15 protein-coding genes are annotated in these 15471 nt (G+C 70.7%); 4 read left to right on the plus strand and 11 right to left on the minus strand.

Annotated features, from left to right (window positions below; all coding sequences use genetic code 11):
* The first annotated feature begins 34 nt into the window (after window positions 1-34).
* On the plus strand, window positions 35-325 hold the full coding sequence (locus tag AB5J53_RS06395) for a DUF6332 family protein (protein WP_369252082.1): 291 nt from the start codon (window positions 35-37) through the stop codon (window positions 323-325).
* Here AB5J53_RS06395 and AB5J53_RS06400 read toward each other — a convergent pair.
* From AB5J53_RS06400 to AB5J53_RS06410, 3 genes are all read right to left on the minus strand, one after another.
* Window positions 286-951, minus strand: coding sequence for a response regulator (locus AB5J53_RS06400; RefSeq protein ID WP_369244635.1), 666 nt, complete (start codon window positions 949-951; stop codon window positions 286-288). The two genes, AB5J53_RS06395 and AB5J53_RS06400, sit on opposite strands and share 40 nt — an antisense overlap.
* Entirely contained in the window at window positions 948-2186 is a 1239-nt protein-coding gene (locus tag AB5J53_RS06405; protein ID WP_369244636.1) for a sensor histidine kinase, read from the minus strand. Before AB5J53_RS06405 ends, AB5J53_RS06400 begins: the two co-directional genes overlap by 4 nt.
* Window positions 2187-2319: 133 nt before the next feature.
* Window positions 2320-3084, minus strand: coding sequence for a TetR/AcrR family transcriptional regulator (locus AB5J53_RS06410; protein WP_369244637.1), 765 nt, complete (start codon window positions 3082-3084; stop codon window positions 2320-2322).
* Between the two features lie 166 nt (window positions 3085-3250).
* On the opposite strand from AB5J53_RS06410, the gene AB5J53_RS06415 reads away from it, so the two are divergent.
* Window positions 3251-3700, plus strand: coding sequence for a nitroreductase family deazaflavin-dependent oxidoreductase (locus AB5J53_RS06415; protein ID WP_369244638.1), 450 nt, complete (start codon window positions 3251-3253; stop codon window positions 3698-3700).
* Window positions 3701-3724: 24 nt separating this feature from the next.
* On the opposite strand, the gene AB5J53_RS06420 is transcribed toward AB5J53_RS06415, so the two are convergent.
* Window positions 3725-4930, minus strand: a complete 1206-nt coding sequence (locus AB5J53_RS06420; RefSeq protein WP_369244639.1) for a geranylgeranyl reductase family protein — start codon at window positions 4928-4930, stop codon at window positions 3725-3727.
* A gap of 184 nt (window positions 4931-5114) precedes the next feature.
* Between AB5J53_RS06420 and AB5J53_RS06425 the strand changes: the two genes are divergently transcribed.
* Entirely contained in the window at window positions 5115-6470 is a 1356-nt protein-coding gene (locus AB5J53_RS06425; protein ID WP_369244640.1) for a dipeptidase, read from the plus strand.
* 226 nt (window positions 6471-6696) lie between these two features.
* Here AB5J53_RS06425 and AB5J53_RS06430 read toward each other — a convergent pair whose 3' ends face one another.
* Both AB5J53_RS06430 and AB5J53_RS06435 read right to left on the minus strand, forming a co-directional pair.
* Window positions 6697-7737, minus strand: coding sequence for an NUDIX domain-containing protein (locus AB5J53_RS06430; RefSeq protein WP_369244641.1), 1041 nt, complete (start codon window positions 7735-7737; stop codon window positions 6697-6699).
* Window positions 7738-7871: 134 nt separating this feature from the next.
* Window positions 7872-8066, minus strand: coding sequence for a hypothetical protein (locus tag AB5J53_RS06435; protein WP_369244642.1), 195 nt, complete (start codon window positions 8064-8066; stop codon window positions 7872-7874).
* 122 nt (window positions 8067-8188) lie between these two features.
* On the opposite strand from AB5J53_RS06435, the gene AB5J53_RS06440 reads away from it, so the two are divergent.
* Window positions 8189-8650: an excalibur calcium-binding domain-containing protein gene (locus tag AB5J53_RS06440; RefSeq protein WP_369244643.1), complete on the plus strand. Its 462-nt coding sequence runs from the start codon at window positions 8189-8191 to the stop codon at window positions 8648-8650.
* Between the two features lie 16 nt (window positions 8651-8666).
* Here AB5J53_RS06440 and AB5J53_RS06445 read toward each other — a convergent pair whose 3' ends face one another.
* From AB5J53_RS06445 to AB5J53_RS06465, 5 genes are all read right to left on the minus strand, one after another.
* On the minus strand, window positions 8667-9122 hold the full coding sequence (locus tag AB5J53_RS06445) for a DUF4913 domain-containing protein (protein ID WP_369244644.1): 456 nt from the start codon (window positions 9120-9122) through the stop codon (window positions 8667-8669).
* 4 nt (window positions 9123-9126) lie between these two features.
* Window positions 9127-13098, minus strand: a complete 3972-nt coding sequence (locus AB5J53_RS06450; protein ID WP_369244645.1) for a trypsin-like peptidase domain-containing protein — start codon at window positions 13096-13098, stop codon at window positions 9127-9129.
* A gap of 24 nt (window positions 13099-13122) precedes the next feature.
* Window positions 13123-13431 carry a trypco2 family protein gene (locus AB5J53_RS06455; RefSeq protein ID WP_369244646.1) on the minus strand — a complete coding sequence of 103 codons (309 nt, stop codon included), beginning with the start codon at window positions 13429-13431 and terminating at the stop codon, window positions 13123-13125.
* A 205-nt stretch (window positions 13432-13636) separates the two neighbouring features.
* A complete protein-coding gene (locus AB5J53_RS06460) occupies window positions 13637-14560 on the minus strand; it encodes a carbohydrate ABC transporter permease (RefSeq protein WP_369244647.1) in 924 nt (307 codons plus the stop codon).
* Window positions 14557-15471 carry a carbohydrate ABC transporter permease gene (locus AB5J53_RS06465; protein WP_369244648.1) on the minus strand — a complete coding sequence of 305 codons (915 nt, stop codon included), beginning with the start codon at window positions 15469-15471 and terminating at the stop codon, window positions 14557-14559. The genes AB5J53_RS06460 and AB5J53_RS06465 overlap by 4 nt, the downstream gene beginning before the upstream one ends.

Raw genomic sequence — 15471 nt, forward strand, 5'->3', positions numbered from 1 at the left:
TCGACGGATGGAGAGCAACGGGGGACGCGAGTGGATGAGCCACACCAGGGAGCGGCGCACTCAGGACGAGCGGGACGCGGTCACCGTCGAGATCGGATACGCCCTGTTCAGCGCGGCGTTCGTGGCGGCGGTCGGGTTCGGGGTGGTGGCCGGACCGGCGCTGTTCCTCGATCTGTCGGGCGCCGCGGTGCGGACGCTGGTCGCCTCCGGGGCCACGCTCGCCGCCGTCCTCTTCGTGCTACGGGTCGCCACCGTGCTGATTCGCTTCGGGCGCGCGGGCGCGGCTCAGCCCAGCCAGCCCGGCCGTACCAACCCCGACTCGTAGGCGAGGACGACCAGTTGGGCCCGGTCGCGGGCGCCCAGTTTGACCATCGTGCGGCTGACGTGGGTCTTCGCCGTGAGCGGGCTGACGACCAGGCGGCGGGCGATCTCGTCGTTCGAGAGCCCGATGCCGACCAGGGCCATCACCTCCCGTTCCCGCTCGGTGAGTTCGGCGAGGGAGGCGGCGGCCGCGGGCTCCTTGGAGCGGGCCGCGAACTCCGAGATCAGCCGGCGCGTCACCCCCGGGGAGAGCAGGGCGTCGCCCTCGACCACCGCCCGTACCGCGCGCAGGAGTTCCTCCGGCTCGGTGTCCTTGACCAGGAATCCGGAGGCTCCGGACCGGATCGCCTCGAAGACGTACTCGTCCAGCTCGAAGGTGGTGAGCATGACCACCTTGACGTCCTTCAGGTCGGCGTCGTCGGTGACGCGGCGGGTCGCGGCGAGGCCGTCGAGCAGGGGCATCCGGATGTCCATCAGGACGACGTCGGGGCGCAGTTCGCGCACCTTGCGCACCGCCTCCTCGCCGTCGGCCGCCTCGCCGGCCACCTCGATGTCCGGCTGCGCGTCGAGCAGCGCCTTGAAGCCTGCCCTGACCAATGACTGGTCGTCGGCGAGCAGTACGCGGATCACCGGTCCTCCTTGACCCTCAGGGGCAGTACGGCCAGCACACGGAAGCCTCCGTCGTCGCGCGGGCCCGCCTCGATCGTGCCACCCAGGGCCGCGGCCCGCTCCCGCATTCCGGCGAGCCCGTTGCCGCTGCCGCCCGCGTCCGCGCCGGTCGCGGGGCCGTCGTCGTCGATCCGCAGCCGCAGCGCGCCCTCCGCGGATTCGAGCCGCACGCGCGCGTGCCGCGATCCCGAGTGCCGTACGACATTGGTGAGCGCTTCCTGGACGATGCGGAAGGCGGCCAGATCGGTGCCGGGCGGAAGCTTCGGGACCTCGCCCTCGATCTCGACCGTCAGGCCGGCGCCCGCCGCCTGTTCGACGAGTTCGGGGAGCCGGTCGAGTCCGGGCGCAGGCGCGCGCGGCGCCTCCCCCGGCGCACGCAGTGTGTCGAGCACCTGGCGGACCTCGCCGAGCGCCTCCTTGCTGGCCGCCTTGATGGTGGTGAGCGCCGTGCGCGCCTGCTCGGGGTCGGAGTCGAGGAGCGCGAGGCCGACGCCGGCCTGGACGTTGATGACCGAGATGCTGTGCGCCAGCACGTCGTGCAGCTCGCGGGCGATCCGCAGCCGCTCCTCGTCGGCGCGCCGCTTGGCGGACTGCGCGCGCTCGGCACGCTCGCGGGCCCACTGTTCACGGCGTACGCGGACCAGTTCCGACAACGCCACGATCGCCACGATCCAGGTGGCGACAATGCCCTCCTGCCCCCAGGAGGCGGGCCCGTCCCCCGCCGGCGGCAGCCATCGATAGAGCCAGTGCCCCACCAGCACATGCCCGACCCAGAACATCCCGACCGCCGCCCATGCCGCTCTGCGGTGCCCGGCGACGACCGCGCTGAAGCAGCCCAAGGCGACCACGAGGAAGACGGGCCCGTACGGATATCCGGCGCCCAGATAGACCATGGCGACGGCGGCCGTGCCGAAGGCCACGAGCACCGGCTGCCGTCGCCGCCACAGCAGCAGGCCCGACCCCACCAGCAGCAGCGTCCGCGCGAAGAAGTCCAGGTGAGCTCGGTCGCCCGCCTGGGAGTGGGCCGCGACATTGGAGCCGATGAGCACGAAGGCGGTCAGCAGCAGCGTGGAGCGCCACGGCCAGTGGGCGCGGCGCTCCTCGTCGTCCCAGCGGTTCCACCCGGGCGGCCCGTGCCGCCACCACGGGGGTGGACCGCCCCACGCCGGGGACCTGGGAGTGCGCTGCTCTTCCATGACCGCCACGCTAGACGGGACGGGGCGTCCGAGGCGTCCGCCGGGCGAGGTGATCAGGCGTACTCCCCGCGGAGTACCGCTGGGCTTGCCGGCGCACGCCCAGCCGGTGGGCGGCGAGGTCCGTCCGAGGCATTCAGGGCCCGGTCGCCCGGCCGGAACCCCTCCCCTTGCCGTTGGCGCCGGTGGTCGTGGTCGTGCCGGTCGGCCGAGGGAACACCAGTCCCACACCGTGGGCGAGCTGATCGGCCGCCTGCCGGAAGAACGTCTCGCGGTCCTCCACGACCCGGTTGAACTGCCCGAACAGTTCGAAACCGATCAGCCCGTAGAGCTGCGCCCACGCGGCCACGAGCGCCGTCACCACCTCCGGCGGAAGGTCGGGCGCGAGCTCGGCGGTCATCCGCTGCGCCTCGGCCTTCAGGTCGGTGGGCAACGGCGGACGGGCCACCCCCTCGCCCTGATGCGCGTCACGGACGATGCCGATCAGGAGCAGGCCCACGCGGGAAGCGGCCGGGACGGTCGTCTCCGGCGCGGTGTACCCGGGCACGGGCGAACCGTAGATGAGCGCGTACTCGTGCGGATGCTCCAGTGCCCACCGGCGCGCCGCCGCGCACACAGCGATCCAGCGCTCCCGGGGACCGGCGTCGGCTACGTCGGCGTGCGCCGACTCCGCGGTCTCGCCAAGGGAGTCGTACGCGTCGATGATGAGCGCGGTCAGCAGGTCGTCGCGGCTGGGGAAGTAGCGGTACAGCGCGGAGGAGACCATGCCGAGCTCGCGGGCCACGGCCCGCAGCGAGAGCTTGGCAGCACCCTCCGCCGCGAGCTGTCTGCGCGCCTCGTCCTTGATGGCCGCGGTGACCTCGATCCTGGCTCGGGCCCGTGCCCCTCGTGCGGTACTCATGCGGGGCAGTGTGCCACATTTCCAGAGCAGTGCACACAAACGAGAGCAGCGAACTAATTCGAGAGCACTGCTCTTGCTTTGGATCACCGATCTCGTGCAGACTGCTCTCAAGCGAGAGCAGTGCTCACAAAACGGAGCGGCGCTCTCTCAATCGATGGGGGTCACCATGTCCACTCACGTCCAGAAGCCGGGCTGGTTCACCGTGAACGTCTTCAACCGAGCGGTCGCCTGGATGACCCGCCGCGGCATCAGCGTCTGGGGCTCCCGGGTCCTGGCCGTGCGCGGCCGCAAGAGCGGCGAGTGGCGCACGACCCCGGTCAATCTGCTCACCGTGGACGGGCAGCAGTACCTGGTCGCCCCCCGCGGCCATGTCCAGTGGACGCACAACATGCGGGCCGCGGGAGGGGGCGAGCTGCGACTCGGCAAGAACGTGGACGCGTTCACCGCGACCGAGGTCGCCGACGACGACAAGGTCCAGCTGCTGCGCGCCTACCTCAAGCGCTGGAAGGCCGAGGTCGGTGTCTTCTTCAACGGCGTCGGCCCCGACTCGTCGAACGAGGAGCTGCGACGCATCGCCCCCGACCACCCGGTGTTCCGGATCACGGTCAAGCCGTGACCCTCTGAGGGCGGGCCGTCCGCCCTACCGGTCGAGCGCGGTCAGGGCGCGCCCGGCCATCGGGTGGCTGCGGACGAGCTCGCCGAGCGAGGTCGAACCGCGCGTTATCCCCGTGAAGGCCTTCCAGGCGGGCCTGAAACTCGTGATCGCCGCGTGGAACATGCCCGGGCGGCGCTCGAAGACGGTCAGCAGGCGCTTGCCGACACTCATCTCGACGCCGAGTCCAGCCTTGATCGCGAAGGCGTAGTTCAACGCCTGGCGCCGGGTGTCCACCGCGTCGTGCGCCTCGGCGATCCGTACCGCCCACTCGCCCGCGAGCCGCCCGGAGCGCAGTGCGAAGGAGATGCCCTCACGGGTCCAGGGTTCGAGCAGTCCCGCCGCGTCACCGCACACCAGCACCCGGCCGCGCGAGAGCGGCGAGTCGTCGGCGCGGCAGCGCGTCAAGTGGCCGGAGGAGATGGCCGGTTCGAAGCCGGCGAGCCCGAGGCGGGCGATGAAGTCCTCCAAGTACCGCTTGGTGGCGGCGCCTTCGCCGCGCGCGGAGATCACGCCGACGGTGAGCGTGTCCCCCTTGGGGAACACCCACCCGTAACTGCCCGGCATGGGGCCCCAGTCAATGAGAACCCGTCCCTGCCAGTCCTCAGCGACCGTCTCCGGCACCGGGATCTCCACCTCCAGGCCGAGATCGACCTGGTCGAGCTTCACGCCGACGTGCGCTCCTATCCGGCTGGCGCTGCCGTCGGCGCCGACGACCGCCCGCGCCAGCACGGTCTCACCGCCCTGCAACACCACCGCGACGGTGCGCCGGTCCGGTACGGCCGACCCGTGCTGTTCGACGCGCGAGACCGTGACGCCCGTACGCAACTCTGCGCCCGCCTTCTGGGCGTGCTCGACGAGCTGCTGGTCGAAATCGGGCCGGTTGATCAGCCCGAACAGCATCTGCTTGGAGCGGCGGGTACGCACGAAGCGGCCGTCGAGCGAGAACGTGACCGCATGCACCCGGTCCCGGAGCGGCAGCTCGAAGCCGGGCGGCAGCGCATCGCGCGAGGGGCCGATGATGCCGCCGCCGCACGTCTTGTAGCGGGGCAGCTCCGCCTTCTCCAGCAATAGGACGCTGCGTCCCGCGACCGCTGCCGCGTAGGCGGCCGAGGCCCCGGCGGGCCCCGCGCCGACCACGACGACGTCCCACACCCGCTGCCCGTCGTCCGCCGAAGAGTTCTCGCTGCTCACGATGGTCTACTGCTCCCAGTCCAGCCGTCTTCCGCACGTGTCTCCCGCATCCTACGGCGGGCATCGCCGCAGGCCGCTGTGGGAGGATCGGCAGCGTATGCGCCCTGCACACCAGTACGCGCGTACGCACCACACGATCACCTGTACACAGAAGTACAACGTCGCACCTACAAGGAGCGTGCCCATGTCGTCGAATCCGGTCGCCGAGACCGTCGCCTCGCTCATGCCCCGGGCGAAGGCGGAGCTCACCGAGCTGGTGGCCTTCAAGTCGGTGGCGGACTTCGACCAATATCCCAAGAGCGAGAGCGAGGGCGCCGCGAACTGGGTCGCCGACGCGCTGCGCGCCGAGGGCTTCCAGGACGTGGCATTGCTCGACACCCCGGACGGCACGCAGTCGGTGTACGGCTTCCTGCCCGGGCCCGAGGGCGCGAAGACCGTCCTGCTGTACGCGCACTACGACGTGCAGCCGCCGCTGGACGAAGCGGCCTGGGTGACGCCCCCGTTCGAGCTGACCGAGCGCGACGGCCGCTGGTACGGACGCGGCAGCGCCGACTGCAAGGGCGGCGTCATCATGCATCTGCTCGCCCTGCGTGCGCTGAAGGCGAACGGTGGCGTTCCGGTGCACGTCAAGGTGATCGTCGAGGGTTCGGAGGAGCAGGGCACGGGCGGCCTGGAGCGGTACGCCGAGGAGCACCCGGAGCTGCTGACCGCCGACACCATCGTCATCGGCGACGCCGGTAACTTCCGGGCCGGGCTGCCGACGGTCACCGCGACCCTGCGCGGCATGACCCTCGTACGCATACAGGTGGACACCCTGGAAGGCAACCTGCACTCCGGGCAGTTCGGCGGCGCGGCCCCCGACGCGCTCGCCGCGCTGATCCGCGTACTGGACTCGCTGCGGGCCGAGGACGGTTCGACGACGGTCGACGGGCTTGTCGGCGACCAGGAGTGGGACGGCCTGCAGTACGAGGAGGAGGCGTTCCGTGAGGACGCCAAGGTGCTCGACGGTGTGGAGCTGATCGGTTCCGGCACGGTCGCCGACCGTGTCTGGGCACGTCCGGCCGTCACCGTCCTCGGCATCGACTGCCCGCCGGTCGTCGGCGCGACTCCGTCCGTGCAGGCGGGCGCCCGCGCGCTGATCAGCCTGCGCGTGCCGCCGGGCATGGACGCGGCGGGGGCGACCAAGCTGCTCCAGGCCCATGTGGAGGCGCACACGCCGTGGGGCGCGCGCGTCAGCACCGAGCAGATCGGCCAGGGACAGGCGTTCCGTGCCGACACCTCCAGCCCCGCGTACGCATCGATGGCCGAGGCGATGGCTGTCGCCTACCCGGGCCAGGAGATGCAGTACGCGGGCATGGGCGGCTCCATCCCGCTGTGCAACACTCTCGCCTCGCTGTACCCGCAGACGGAGATCCTGCTCATCGGCCTCAGCGAGCCGGAGGCGCAGATCCACGCGGTGAACGAGGGCGTCTCGCCGGACGAGTTGGAGCGGCTGTCGGTCGCGGAGGCGCTGTTCCTGCGGAACTACGCCGGAAGCTGAGGCGTTCTCGGGGGACATGAAGCCCCTCGACATGTCGTCGCTGTGCGCCTCGCCGCGCACAGCGACGTGCCCGCATCCTGGCCCTGTGCAGCGACCACGAACTGGGAGAACTGGTCGCTGCGGGCCGGCCCCTCGGCTCCGGTATCGGCGGCAGATCCGCGCTGCTGGACGTCGCGGGCCCTCTCGCTTCCCCTCGGAACTCCACGCGCCGAGCAAAGTCGCGACGTCAGCCGACCGGGACCCCGGCCTCCAGATAGAGCGCCGCTCCGCGTTCGCGCGCCCGCAGGGCCCAGCGCAGCCGCTCGTAGCGCACGGGCGGCAGCAGATCGGCGGCCTCCTGCTCGGTGGCGAAGCGCCAGTCGCGCAGTTCGGGTCCGGGCAGCAGCAGACGGCTCGCCGCTGCCGTGTCGAGTCGGCCGCCGTCGAACAGGAGACGCAGGCCGCCGAATCCGGGGGGCGCCGGCGACTCCCAGTCGACGACGAGAAGGCGGGGCACCTCGTCGAGCGTGATGCCGGTCTCCTCGACGACCTCGCGCATGCCGGCGCGCGCCGGGGCCTCACCGGGTTCGACGACGCCTCCGGGGAATTCCCAGCCGGCCTTGTACGTCGGGTCGACGAGCAGCACCCGGTCCTGCTCGTCGAAGAGGAGCACGCCCGCGGCGACGGTCTCCGCGGTGGGTTCGGGGGTCTGCACGATGTCGCACACGGGTACATCCCCGGTGCGTACGGCATCGGCGATGCGCAGGGCGGTCTCGTACGGGGTGAGCGCGCTGGTGTCCACGGGGTGAGCGTCGGCGGTGAGCCAGGAGGCGAGCGCGGCGCGATAGGGCTCGATGTGGTCGTAGGACCACTGGCGCACGCGCATCTCACCGTCGGGCAGGTCCGGGGGCACCTCGCGCCCAGCTATTCGCTCGCGCAGGATCGTTTCCGCCGGGGCGAGGAGCACGTGCCGTACGGGGATCCGGCGTGCGGCGAGGCCGCCGAAGATCTCGTCGCGGTACTCCTGGCGGAGCAGGGTCGTCGGGACCACGAGGACGCCGCCGAGTTCGGCGAGCATGGCGGCCGCGGTGTCGACCACGAGGCGTCGCCAGATCGGCAGGTCCTGGAAGTCACCGACCTCGGCGAGGCGTTTGGCCGGCAGCAGGTGCGTGAGTGTGCCGCCGATGACCTCGGGGTCGAAGAGCGTGCTGTTCGGGATCAGCTCGATCAGTTCCCGTGCGGTGGTGGTCTTCCCCGCACCGAACGCACCGTTGATCCAGACGATCACGGTTCCCCCTCTTCTGTTGGCCCCCTGTGGCTTGCCCGCTCCACCCTGCCACGGAAACCAGGCCCTGATGAGGGCGCCGACAGCGCGGCGCCGGTGCCCCGTCCCGGGGGCACCGGCGCCATGGTCCGAACCCGTCAGCCGTTGCGTCCCGGTGCCTTCTCGTCCACGGCCGGGCTGTCGCTGCCGATCGTGTGATCGACGGTGCTCAGCGTGTCGTTGACGTTCAGATCGCCGAGGACGTCGCCGTCGACGGCGTGGGACGGGGTGATCGCCGCGACGACGAACCCGGTGGCGAGGGAGGCGATGGCGAGCATGCTGCGCTTCTTCATGCCCGGTTCAACTACGGACCCGACGACGAGTCACGGGTAGGTCACGCAACTTCATCTCGCCCTCATCGGACACATCCACAGCACTACCGTCATCCCACTCGAAACATCCCAGGGGGGACGAGATGACCAATCCGTACACCACACCACAGGCCCCAACCACCCGCACCGCTCCGGGCTGGGCCCGCAAGCGCTACGTCCTGCCCGCGCTCGCCGTGACCCTCTTCATCGGTGTCGGCATAGGCGCGAGTGGCGGGAACAAGACCGAGAACGCCGCGGCGAAGCCCCGCCCGACCGTCACCGCCACAGTCACGGCGGAGGCCACGGCCACCCGGACCGCGATGGAGACGGTCACGGCGACGCCCTCCGCCACCGTGACCGTCCGCACGACGAAGACCGTACGGGCGACCGTCACCGCGCAGCCCGCCGCGGGCGGTGGCGGCACCGACGACAACAGCGGCGGGGGCACCGTGTACTACGAGAACTGCGACGCCGCGCGTGCGGCGGGGGCCGCGCCGGTACGCGTGGGAGACCCCGGCTACGGCCGGCACCTCGACCGGGACGGGGACGGCGTCGGGTGCGAGTGAGGGCGCATCAGCCGGCTCAGTCGAGGGTGAAGGGGTCCCTGGACAGCGACTGCCTCTGGTCGGAGAAAAGCCCTTCCGGCGGCGGCGCGATCGGCAGCGGCTCGTGGTCCTGGTGACCGTCGGCGCAGCGCGCGAACGGCCCTGTGACAGGGTCCATCAGAGCACGCACATGCGGGTCGACGTGGTGGAGCCACCAGTTCGACATCCCCAGGGGACCGTCCCAGCGCAACGCCTCCCAGGCACGCCAGACACAGTCCAGCCGAGAGAGCGCCTCGGCGTGGCGAAACCATTCCGGGCACCATACGCGCCCGGAGTCAGGGGTGGGACTCGGAATGAAATAGACGAACCGGTCGGCTACGAATTCGCTGACGTTCGGATACCACAGTTCCGCCGGGCGGGCGGCGCTCTCCTCGTCCCTCCTGATGTCCTCGGCCGACTCGCCCCGCTCCTCGTCATGGAGTGGTGATGTCATGGCGTCATGCTCCTCTTCGCAGCCGTACGTCAGTGGCCTCGCTGTGAAGGCCGATGCGGTCCAGAACCCTCGCGAGCCGGGTGACGGCCCATCTCAGGTCGGCCTGCCTGCTCGGGTCCCGGTCCACCAGACCCCGGTAGAGGCGGACGGCCCGTCGCGCCGGTGCCACCGCCCGGGCGGCCCGCCGCACGTCGTGTCGGCCGCACAGGCTCAGCGTCCCGGCCAGTCGGGAAAGGAGCCATGCGGTCCGGTCCGGTCGTTCGTCGGAGCGCCCGGCCAGCTCCTGGCAGACCTCCTCCGCCTCGAGCGCGGTGAGCCAGGCCGCGACCTCCTCCCCTGCCATGGCCCGCCCGTCGGCCAGCCGCAGGAGAGCGCGGCACAGGGGCTGCTCGTGGCCGGCCCGGTCCGCGGTGATCAATTGGCGTCGAAGGCGCACCTCGTGCTCCGAGATACGGACGGAGTCGCGGAAGCGGTTCGTCCTCAGCAGCGCACGGCTCAGCTCCGCACAGGTGTTGGCCAGGTCCACCTCATGTCTCGCGTCCCCGGCCGACAGCTCCACGCGCAGCTCATACGCCTCACTCAGTACGGGAACCGCCCGGTCGGCCGTAGCCCAGAACATCCCGTAGCTGGTGCCGAGGTCATGCAGGCAGAAGGCCAGCCCCTGGCGTCCCTCCGCGTCGACGTGGGACAGCCGGCGGTAGAGGGGCAGCGCCTGGCGGAGCAGGATGCGCACCGCGACGTGCCGGTCGTGCTTCCAGTAGAGGTCGGAGCCGTCGTGGAGGCTGGTGGCATACCCCTGCGTGTAGAGGCTGGGGGCGTATTCACTGAGGCGGCGCCCGATGGCAAGGGCCTGGTTCTGGACGGCGAGCGCGTCCGCTGGGCGGCCCAGGACGTCGTAGGAGCGGGCGAGCTTGAGAGCGATTCCGGACTGCGCCTCCAGGTTGCTCGCGCTGAGCGGCAGTCTGGCGCGTGCGCAGATCTCGAGGGCCTCCTTGAATCGCTCCACCGCCGCCTGGTGGTCGCCGGCACCCGCGTGGAAGGTGGCGAGCATGCTGACCGAATGGGCCCAGCCGGGCTCGATGATCCCGTACGGATCGCGTGCCAGAGCCCGCCGATGCTCGATGGCCTCTCCGATGGTCTCCCGCGCCGCGGCGTAATCCCCCTCGTCGAAGTGCTCACAGGCGAGGTTGTGCAGCAGCTGCGCCAAGGTGGAGCGGTGGACTGCGGGAAGATCCCCGGCCAGCGGGCGCAGCAGTTCGATCGCCTCCCGTTCCAGCGCCATGGACTCGCCGCCCGGCCGTGAGGCGGCGTTGTAGTCGACCGCCAGGCCCATCAGAGCGCGCGCGAGGTCGGCGGAATAGGCGTCGCGGTTCTCTCGCGCCAACTGGCGGGAGGTCTCGACCGCCTCCTCGCTCAGAGACAACGACTCCGTATTACGCTGCAGGCGCCAGAGGTTCGCACCTCGTGCCACCAGCGCCTTGGGGAGCAGGAGCGGGTCCAGATCGGGGTGTCCGGCCACCAGTACGCGGGCGCGCCGGACGGCCTCGTCCGTGTGGTCGTCGGACCTGGCGATCTGGTCGAAGGGAATCGAGCTCGGGTCGAGCTGCCAGACCACGTGCGACTGGTTGATGAGTGCCCGCACCAGGCCGCTCTCGCGCTTCTCCCCCTCCTCGCCGCCCTCAGCAGTCAGCGTGCGGAAGAGGCTCAGCGCCTGATCGCCGACGCGGTGCGCCTCCATCAGACATCCGGTCATGCGCAAGGCGTGCGACAGCGCCAGCAGCGAGTCGGCCCGGTCCGCGCGGTGCGTCATCGCTCCGTCGTCCGCCAGCCCCTCGCGGATCGCCGCCGCGTCACCCGCCGCCTGCCGGGCGTCCTCCCAGTCGCCGACCGCCAGGTGCCGCTCGGCCAGGTTGTGCAGCGCCCACGCGCGGTCGCGGAGCGACTGTGGGTCGTCGCCCTTGGCGCGGCACAGCCCGCTCAGTTCGCGAGCGACGTCGAGCGCGTACTCGCGCAGCACATGGGACTGGTCCGGCAGTGTGTCGGAGTGTGCGCGCAGCACGGTGGCGGTCAACGGCGCGTCGGCGGGCACGGAGCGCAGCACCTCGCGCAGCCGGTCGATGACGATGTGCGCCCAGCGCGTGCGGCCCTCGTTGGCGTGGGCCACGGCAGACCGGGCCAGCACGGTGAGGGTCTGCACGCGCTGGTGGTCCGGGGCCCGGGCGAACAGTCTCCCCAGCAGTCCCGCGTCGCGGATGATCTGCTCGGAGGCGTGGTACTCCGCCAGCCGGTCCGGCTCCAGCTGGCCCCAGTAGCGGTCCTCGGACGACGGATACAGGTCACGCAGCCAGTCGGCGATCTCCGAGATGAGCCATGGCGGTTCATCGGGCAGCAGCCGGGCGATGGTCCCCCGAGCCTCCCGCTCCTCCTGTGCGGGACACAGCACGGCCGCCGCCACCGCCTGCGCGAGCAGGTTCTTCTCCCGCCGCCCCATGCCCCGCTCGTCGGCGGTGTCCTGCCAGTACCTCTTCTCGTGGCCCAGGAGCTCGGCCTCCAGCGCGCCGTCCCCGGTCGACCCCTTGTCTCCCTTGGGGGTTCGAGCGCGGCGCAGCAGCGTGACCAGGGCCGCCATCTGCACGGCCAGCGCTGTCTCAGCCCCCGGGCCCGCGCCGGGGCGGCGGGCGACCGGGACGGCGTCCGCGAGCCCGGGCCAGTCGAGGTCCGGCTCGCCGGTCGCCTCCGCCAGGCGGCGGGAGAAGTCCCGGGCCGCCGCCCGGAACGCATGCTCCCGGTCCGCGACGCCGGGGCTGAGCGCGTGCAGCCTGGTCTCGCGGAGGGCGCCGGTCGCTCTGTCCTGCCACGAGCCCAGTGAACGGGCAAGCAGCAGCAGGCGTACCGGATGTCCGGCCTGCTCGGTGTGCTCCCGCAGCTTCCTGACCAGGTCGGGCCGGGTCTCGGCGTAGTCGACGACCAACAGCAGCGGGTGCTGGACGGCGCGCAGCACGTGCAGGTCGCCCGGCTCGCGGGCCACCTGACCGGCGACCCAGCCGAGGCCCCGCAGCCGCGCCATCAGCTGCCGTGCCAGCCGGGTCTTGCCCTGCCCGCCCGGGGCGGTGAGTACGCGGACAGCGGGCAGGCCGTCCGGCTCCGTCCGGCACCACCGCTCCAGGTCGTCGAGCGTGTCCTGTCTGCCGTGGAACGACACCACCTCGGCGTCGGCCCGCAGCAGCATGGTGGGGGAGGACACCTCCCGTTTGGGCGGCGCCGGCTCCAACAGGTGGGCGAGCTCGGCCGGTTCGGGCTGAGGGTCCACTGAGGTCGCCTCGCGGACCACCGCCCGGAAGTCGTCACAGGCCAGCAGGTCCTCGCTGCGGGTGTACGTCAGCCGCGTGCCCTGCCTTGGCCGACGGTCCGCTCGCACGACGCCGATCAGGAGCTTCTCACCGGAAAGGAAGACGGCCGCGCCCGACATCCCGGACCACGGGGTGGACTTCGCGGCGGTCTCCTCGTCGAGCCCCGCGGTGTCGATCTCCAGCAGTCCGGTGGTGTCGTGGATCTCGAAGGGCACGCCACCGTGCGGCCTGATCCGGCCGATCAGCAACTCCCTGTTCCGGCCGGCATTCGTTTTCTGCTGCCGCGGGAATCCCAAAGCGGCGACCTGAATTTCGGACCCGCCCGTCACGCACCGGCCCCAGCGCTGCGGGCGGCGGCCCAGGGCGCCGCGCAGCGAGTCGGGCGTCGGCCATTCCGGGTCGTCGGCCGGGATCTCCAACAGGGCTGCGTCCACGGTGTCGTCATACCGTCGCCACCTGACCTTCGCGGGGGACCGCCCAGCCGACTCCGGGAGGGACACGGTGATCCCCCCTTGCACGTTCAGCGGTGGCAGCAGATGCGCGGCGGTCAGGACGAGCCGCGGCGCGATCAGATAGCCGCTGCCGAAGCTTGCGGCGCGGACCTGGACTACCTGCTGTGTCTGCATGAGTACGCCCCCGGGTTACTCGACTTACTCGACGTCGCCCACGGCCACGTCCCCGCCGCCGCGGTGCTCCGGGTTCAGGCGTAGGGTCACGCGCTGGGTGGACCGTGCCGAGCGCTCCCGGCGGGCGTCGGCCTCCACGACGCCGAACCGCAGCTTCCCGCCGCCGCCCCCTGTCCGCACCAGCTCGATCTCGAACTCCGCGGTGATCTCGCCCAGCACAAAGCGCAGTTGGGAGTCCTGGCCGCGGCGCTGCGCCTCCGACAGCTGGGTTCGCAGCACCTCGATGGCGTCAGCGAGGTCCAACCAGTCCTCGTCGTCCTCACTGCGCATCATGTGCCACCTTCCGACCTCCGACACCACGTCATCATGCGCAGACATCGTAATGCTCTGAGTCTTCAGGAATTCGCAGAACTGTCGTACGGCGCCCTGGTACTTACGTAGGGCTGGCGTGGACGCAGCCGTGCACGACCCGCAGATCGGACGACCAGTCATCGGCGTGCCGTGTACCGCTGCCTGGGTAGGCGGTGCAAGTTCAGCCTCAGCCCTTGGTCGACCCCAGCGTCAGCCCCGCGATGAAGTGCCGTTGCAGCAGCAGGAACACCAGGATCGTCGGGAGGGCGACGAGGACCGAGCCCGCGGCCAGCAGGTTGTAGTCGGTGAAGAACTGGCCGCGGAGGTTGTTCAGGGATGACGTGACGGGGAGCTTGTCGGGGTTGGAGATGAAGATCAGGGCCCAGAGGAAGTCGTTGTAGATCCAGGTGAATTCGAGGGTGCCGAGGGCTGCGAGGGCGGGGCGGCAGAGCGGGAGCGTGATGCGCCAGAACTGGGTCCAGACGCCCGCGCCGTCGACGATGGCGGCCTCCAGGATCTCCTGCGGCAGCGTCCGCATGAAGTTGGCCAGCACGAAGACGCAGAAGCCCAGTTGGAAGCCGATGTTGACGATGATGACGGCCCAGTAGGAGTCATACATCGTGAGTGAGTCGGACATCCACCAGGGCAGCGGGATCTTGTTGAACAGGACGTACAGCGGGGTCACGATCACCTGCTGGGGCAGCAGGTTGCCCGCTGTGAAGAACATCAGCAGCACCAGGCCGCCGCGCAGTTTGAGACGGGAGACCGCGAAGGCGACGAACGAGGCGAGGAACAGGGTGATCAGAACGCCGGGCACGGCGATGAGCAGCGTGTTCGTGAAGTACTTGCCCATGCCCGACTCGGTGTAGGCCCGGCGGTAGTACTCGAAGGACAGGTGCTTGGGGAAGGAGAAGTAGCCGTGCTGTGCCGTCTCCTCGTACGGGCGCAGCGAGGCGTACACGGCGAGCAGGAGGGGCGCGAGGAAAGCCAGGGAGACGCCCATCAGGAAGATGTGCACACCCCAACGGCCCCGGCGCACAGGGGGCTTAGGGGCGTCGACGGGCGCGGCGGCCCGTCGGGTGGCCGCGCCGGCGCGGATGTCGGCTGTCATCGGTCGCGCGCACCTCGCAGCTCTTGGACCAGGAACGTCACGATGAACCCCAGGGAGACGGTGAGCAGGACGACCGCGATCGCCGAGCCGAATCCGATGCGGCTGGCCTCGCCGATGATGTTGTCCGTGATGAGGACCGAGAGAAGTTCCAGGCCGTTGCGGCCCTTGTTCACCGCGTAGACGATGTCGAACGCGCGGAGCGCCTCGATGACCGTGATGACGCCGACGATGACATTGACGGGCCGCAGGGTCGGGAAGACGACGCGGAAGAAGGTCTGGCGGGCGTTCGCGCCGTCGATCGCGGCCGCTTCCTTCAACTGCGGGTCCACGGACTTGAGTCCGGCCAGGTAGAGGATCATGACGTAGCCCGTGTGCCGCCAGCTCGCCGCGATCATCATCATCCAGAGGTTGAGGTGCGAGTCGCCGAGCCAGTCGATGGGGTCGTCGTGGTTGTTCAGGATCGTGTTGACCACGCCCTGGTCGGTGCCCAGGATCAGCTGCGCGATGAAGCCGACGATGGCGAGCGAGAGCACCACCGGCATGTAGATCGTCGACTGGTAGAAGCGGCTGAAGCGGACGCCCCGGTCGATGAGGACGGCCAGGAACAGGCCGAAGGGCGTCGCGATCAGGCCGAGGAAGAGCAGCCACAGGACGTTGTGGCGGACGGCCGGCCAGAAGACCGGGTAGTTCTCGACCATGTTCTTGTAGTTGTCGCCGCCGACCCAGTGGATGTCGCCGACGCCGTCCCAGGAGGTGAAGGACAGTCCGATGGAGGCCAGCGTCGGACCCCAGATGATGACGATGTCGAGCAGGATCGGTATGCCGAGGAGCACGCTGAGGACGACGACGTCGCGGCGGGTGAACCGCCGCAGCCGCCGCCCTCCGGTGCGCCGTGGGATGTTGAGCGCCAC

This window comes from Streptomyces sp. R41 (assembly GCF_041053055.1).
GTDB lineage: Bacteria > Actinomycetota > Actinomycetes > Streptomycetales > Streptomycetaceae > Streptomyces.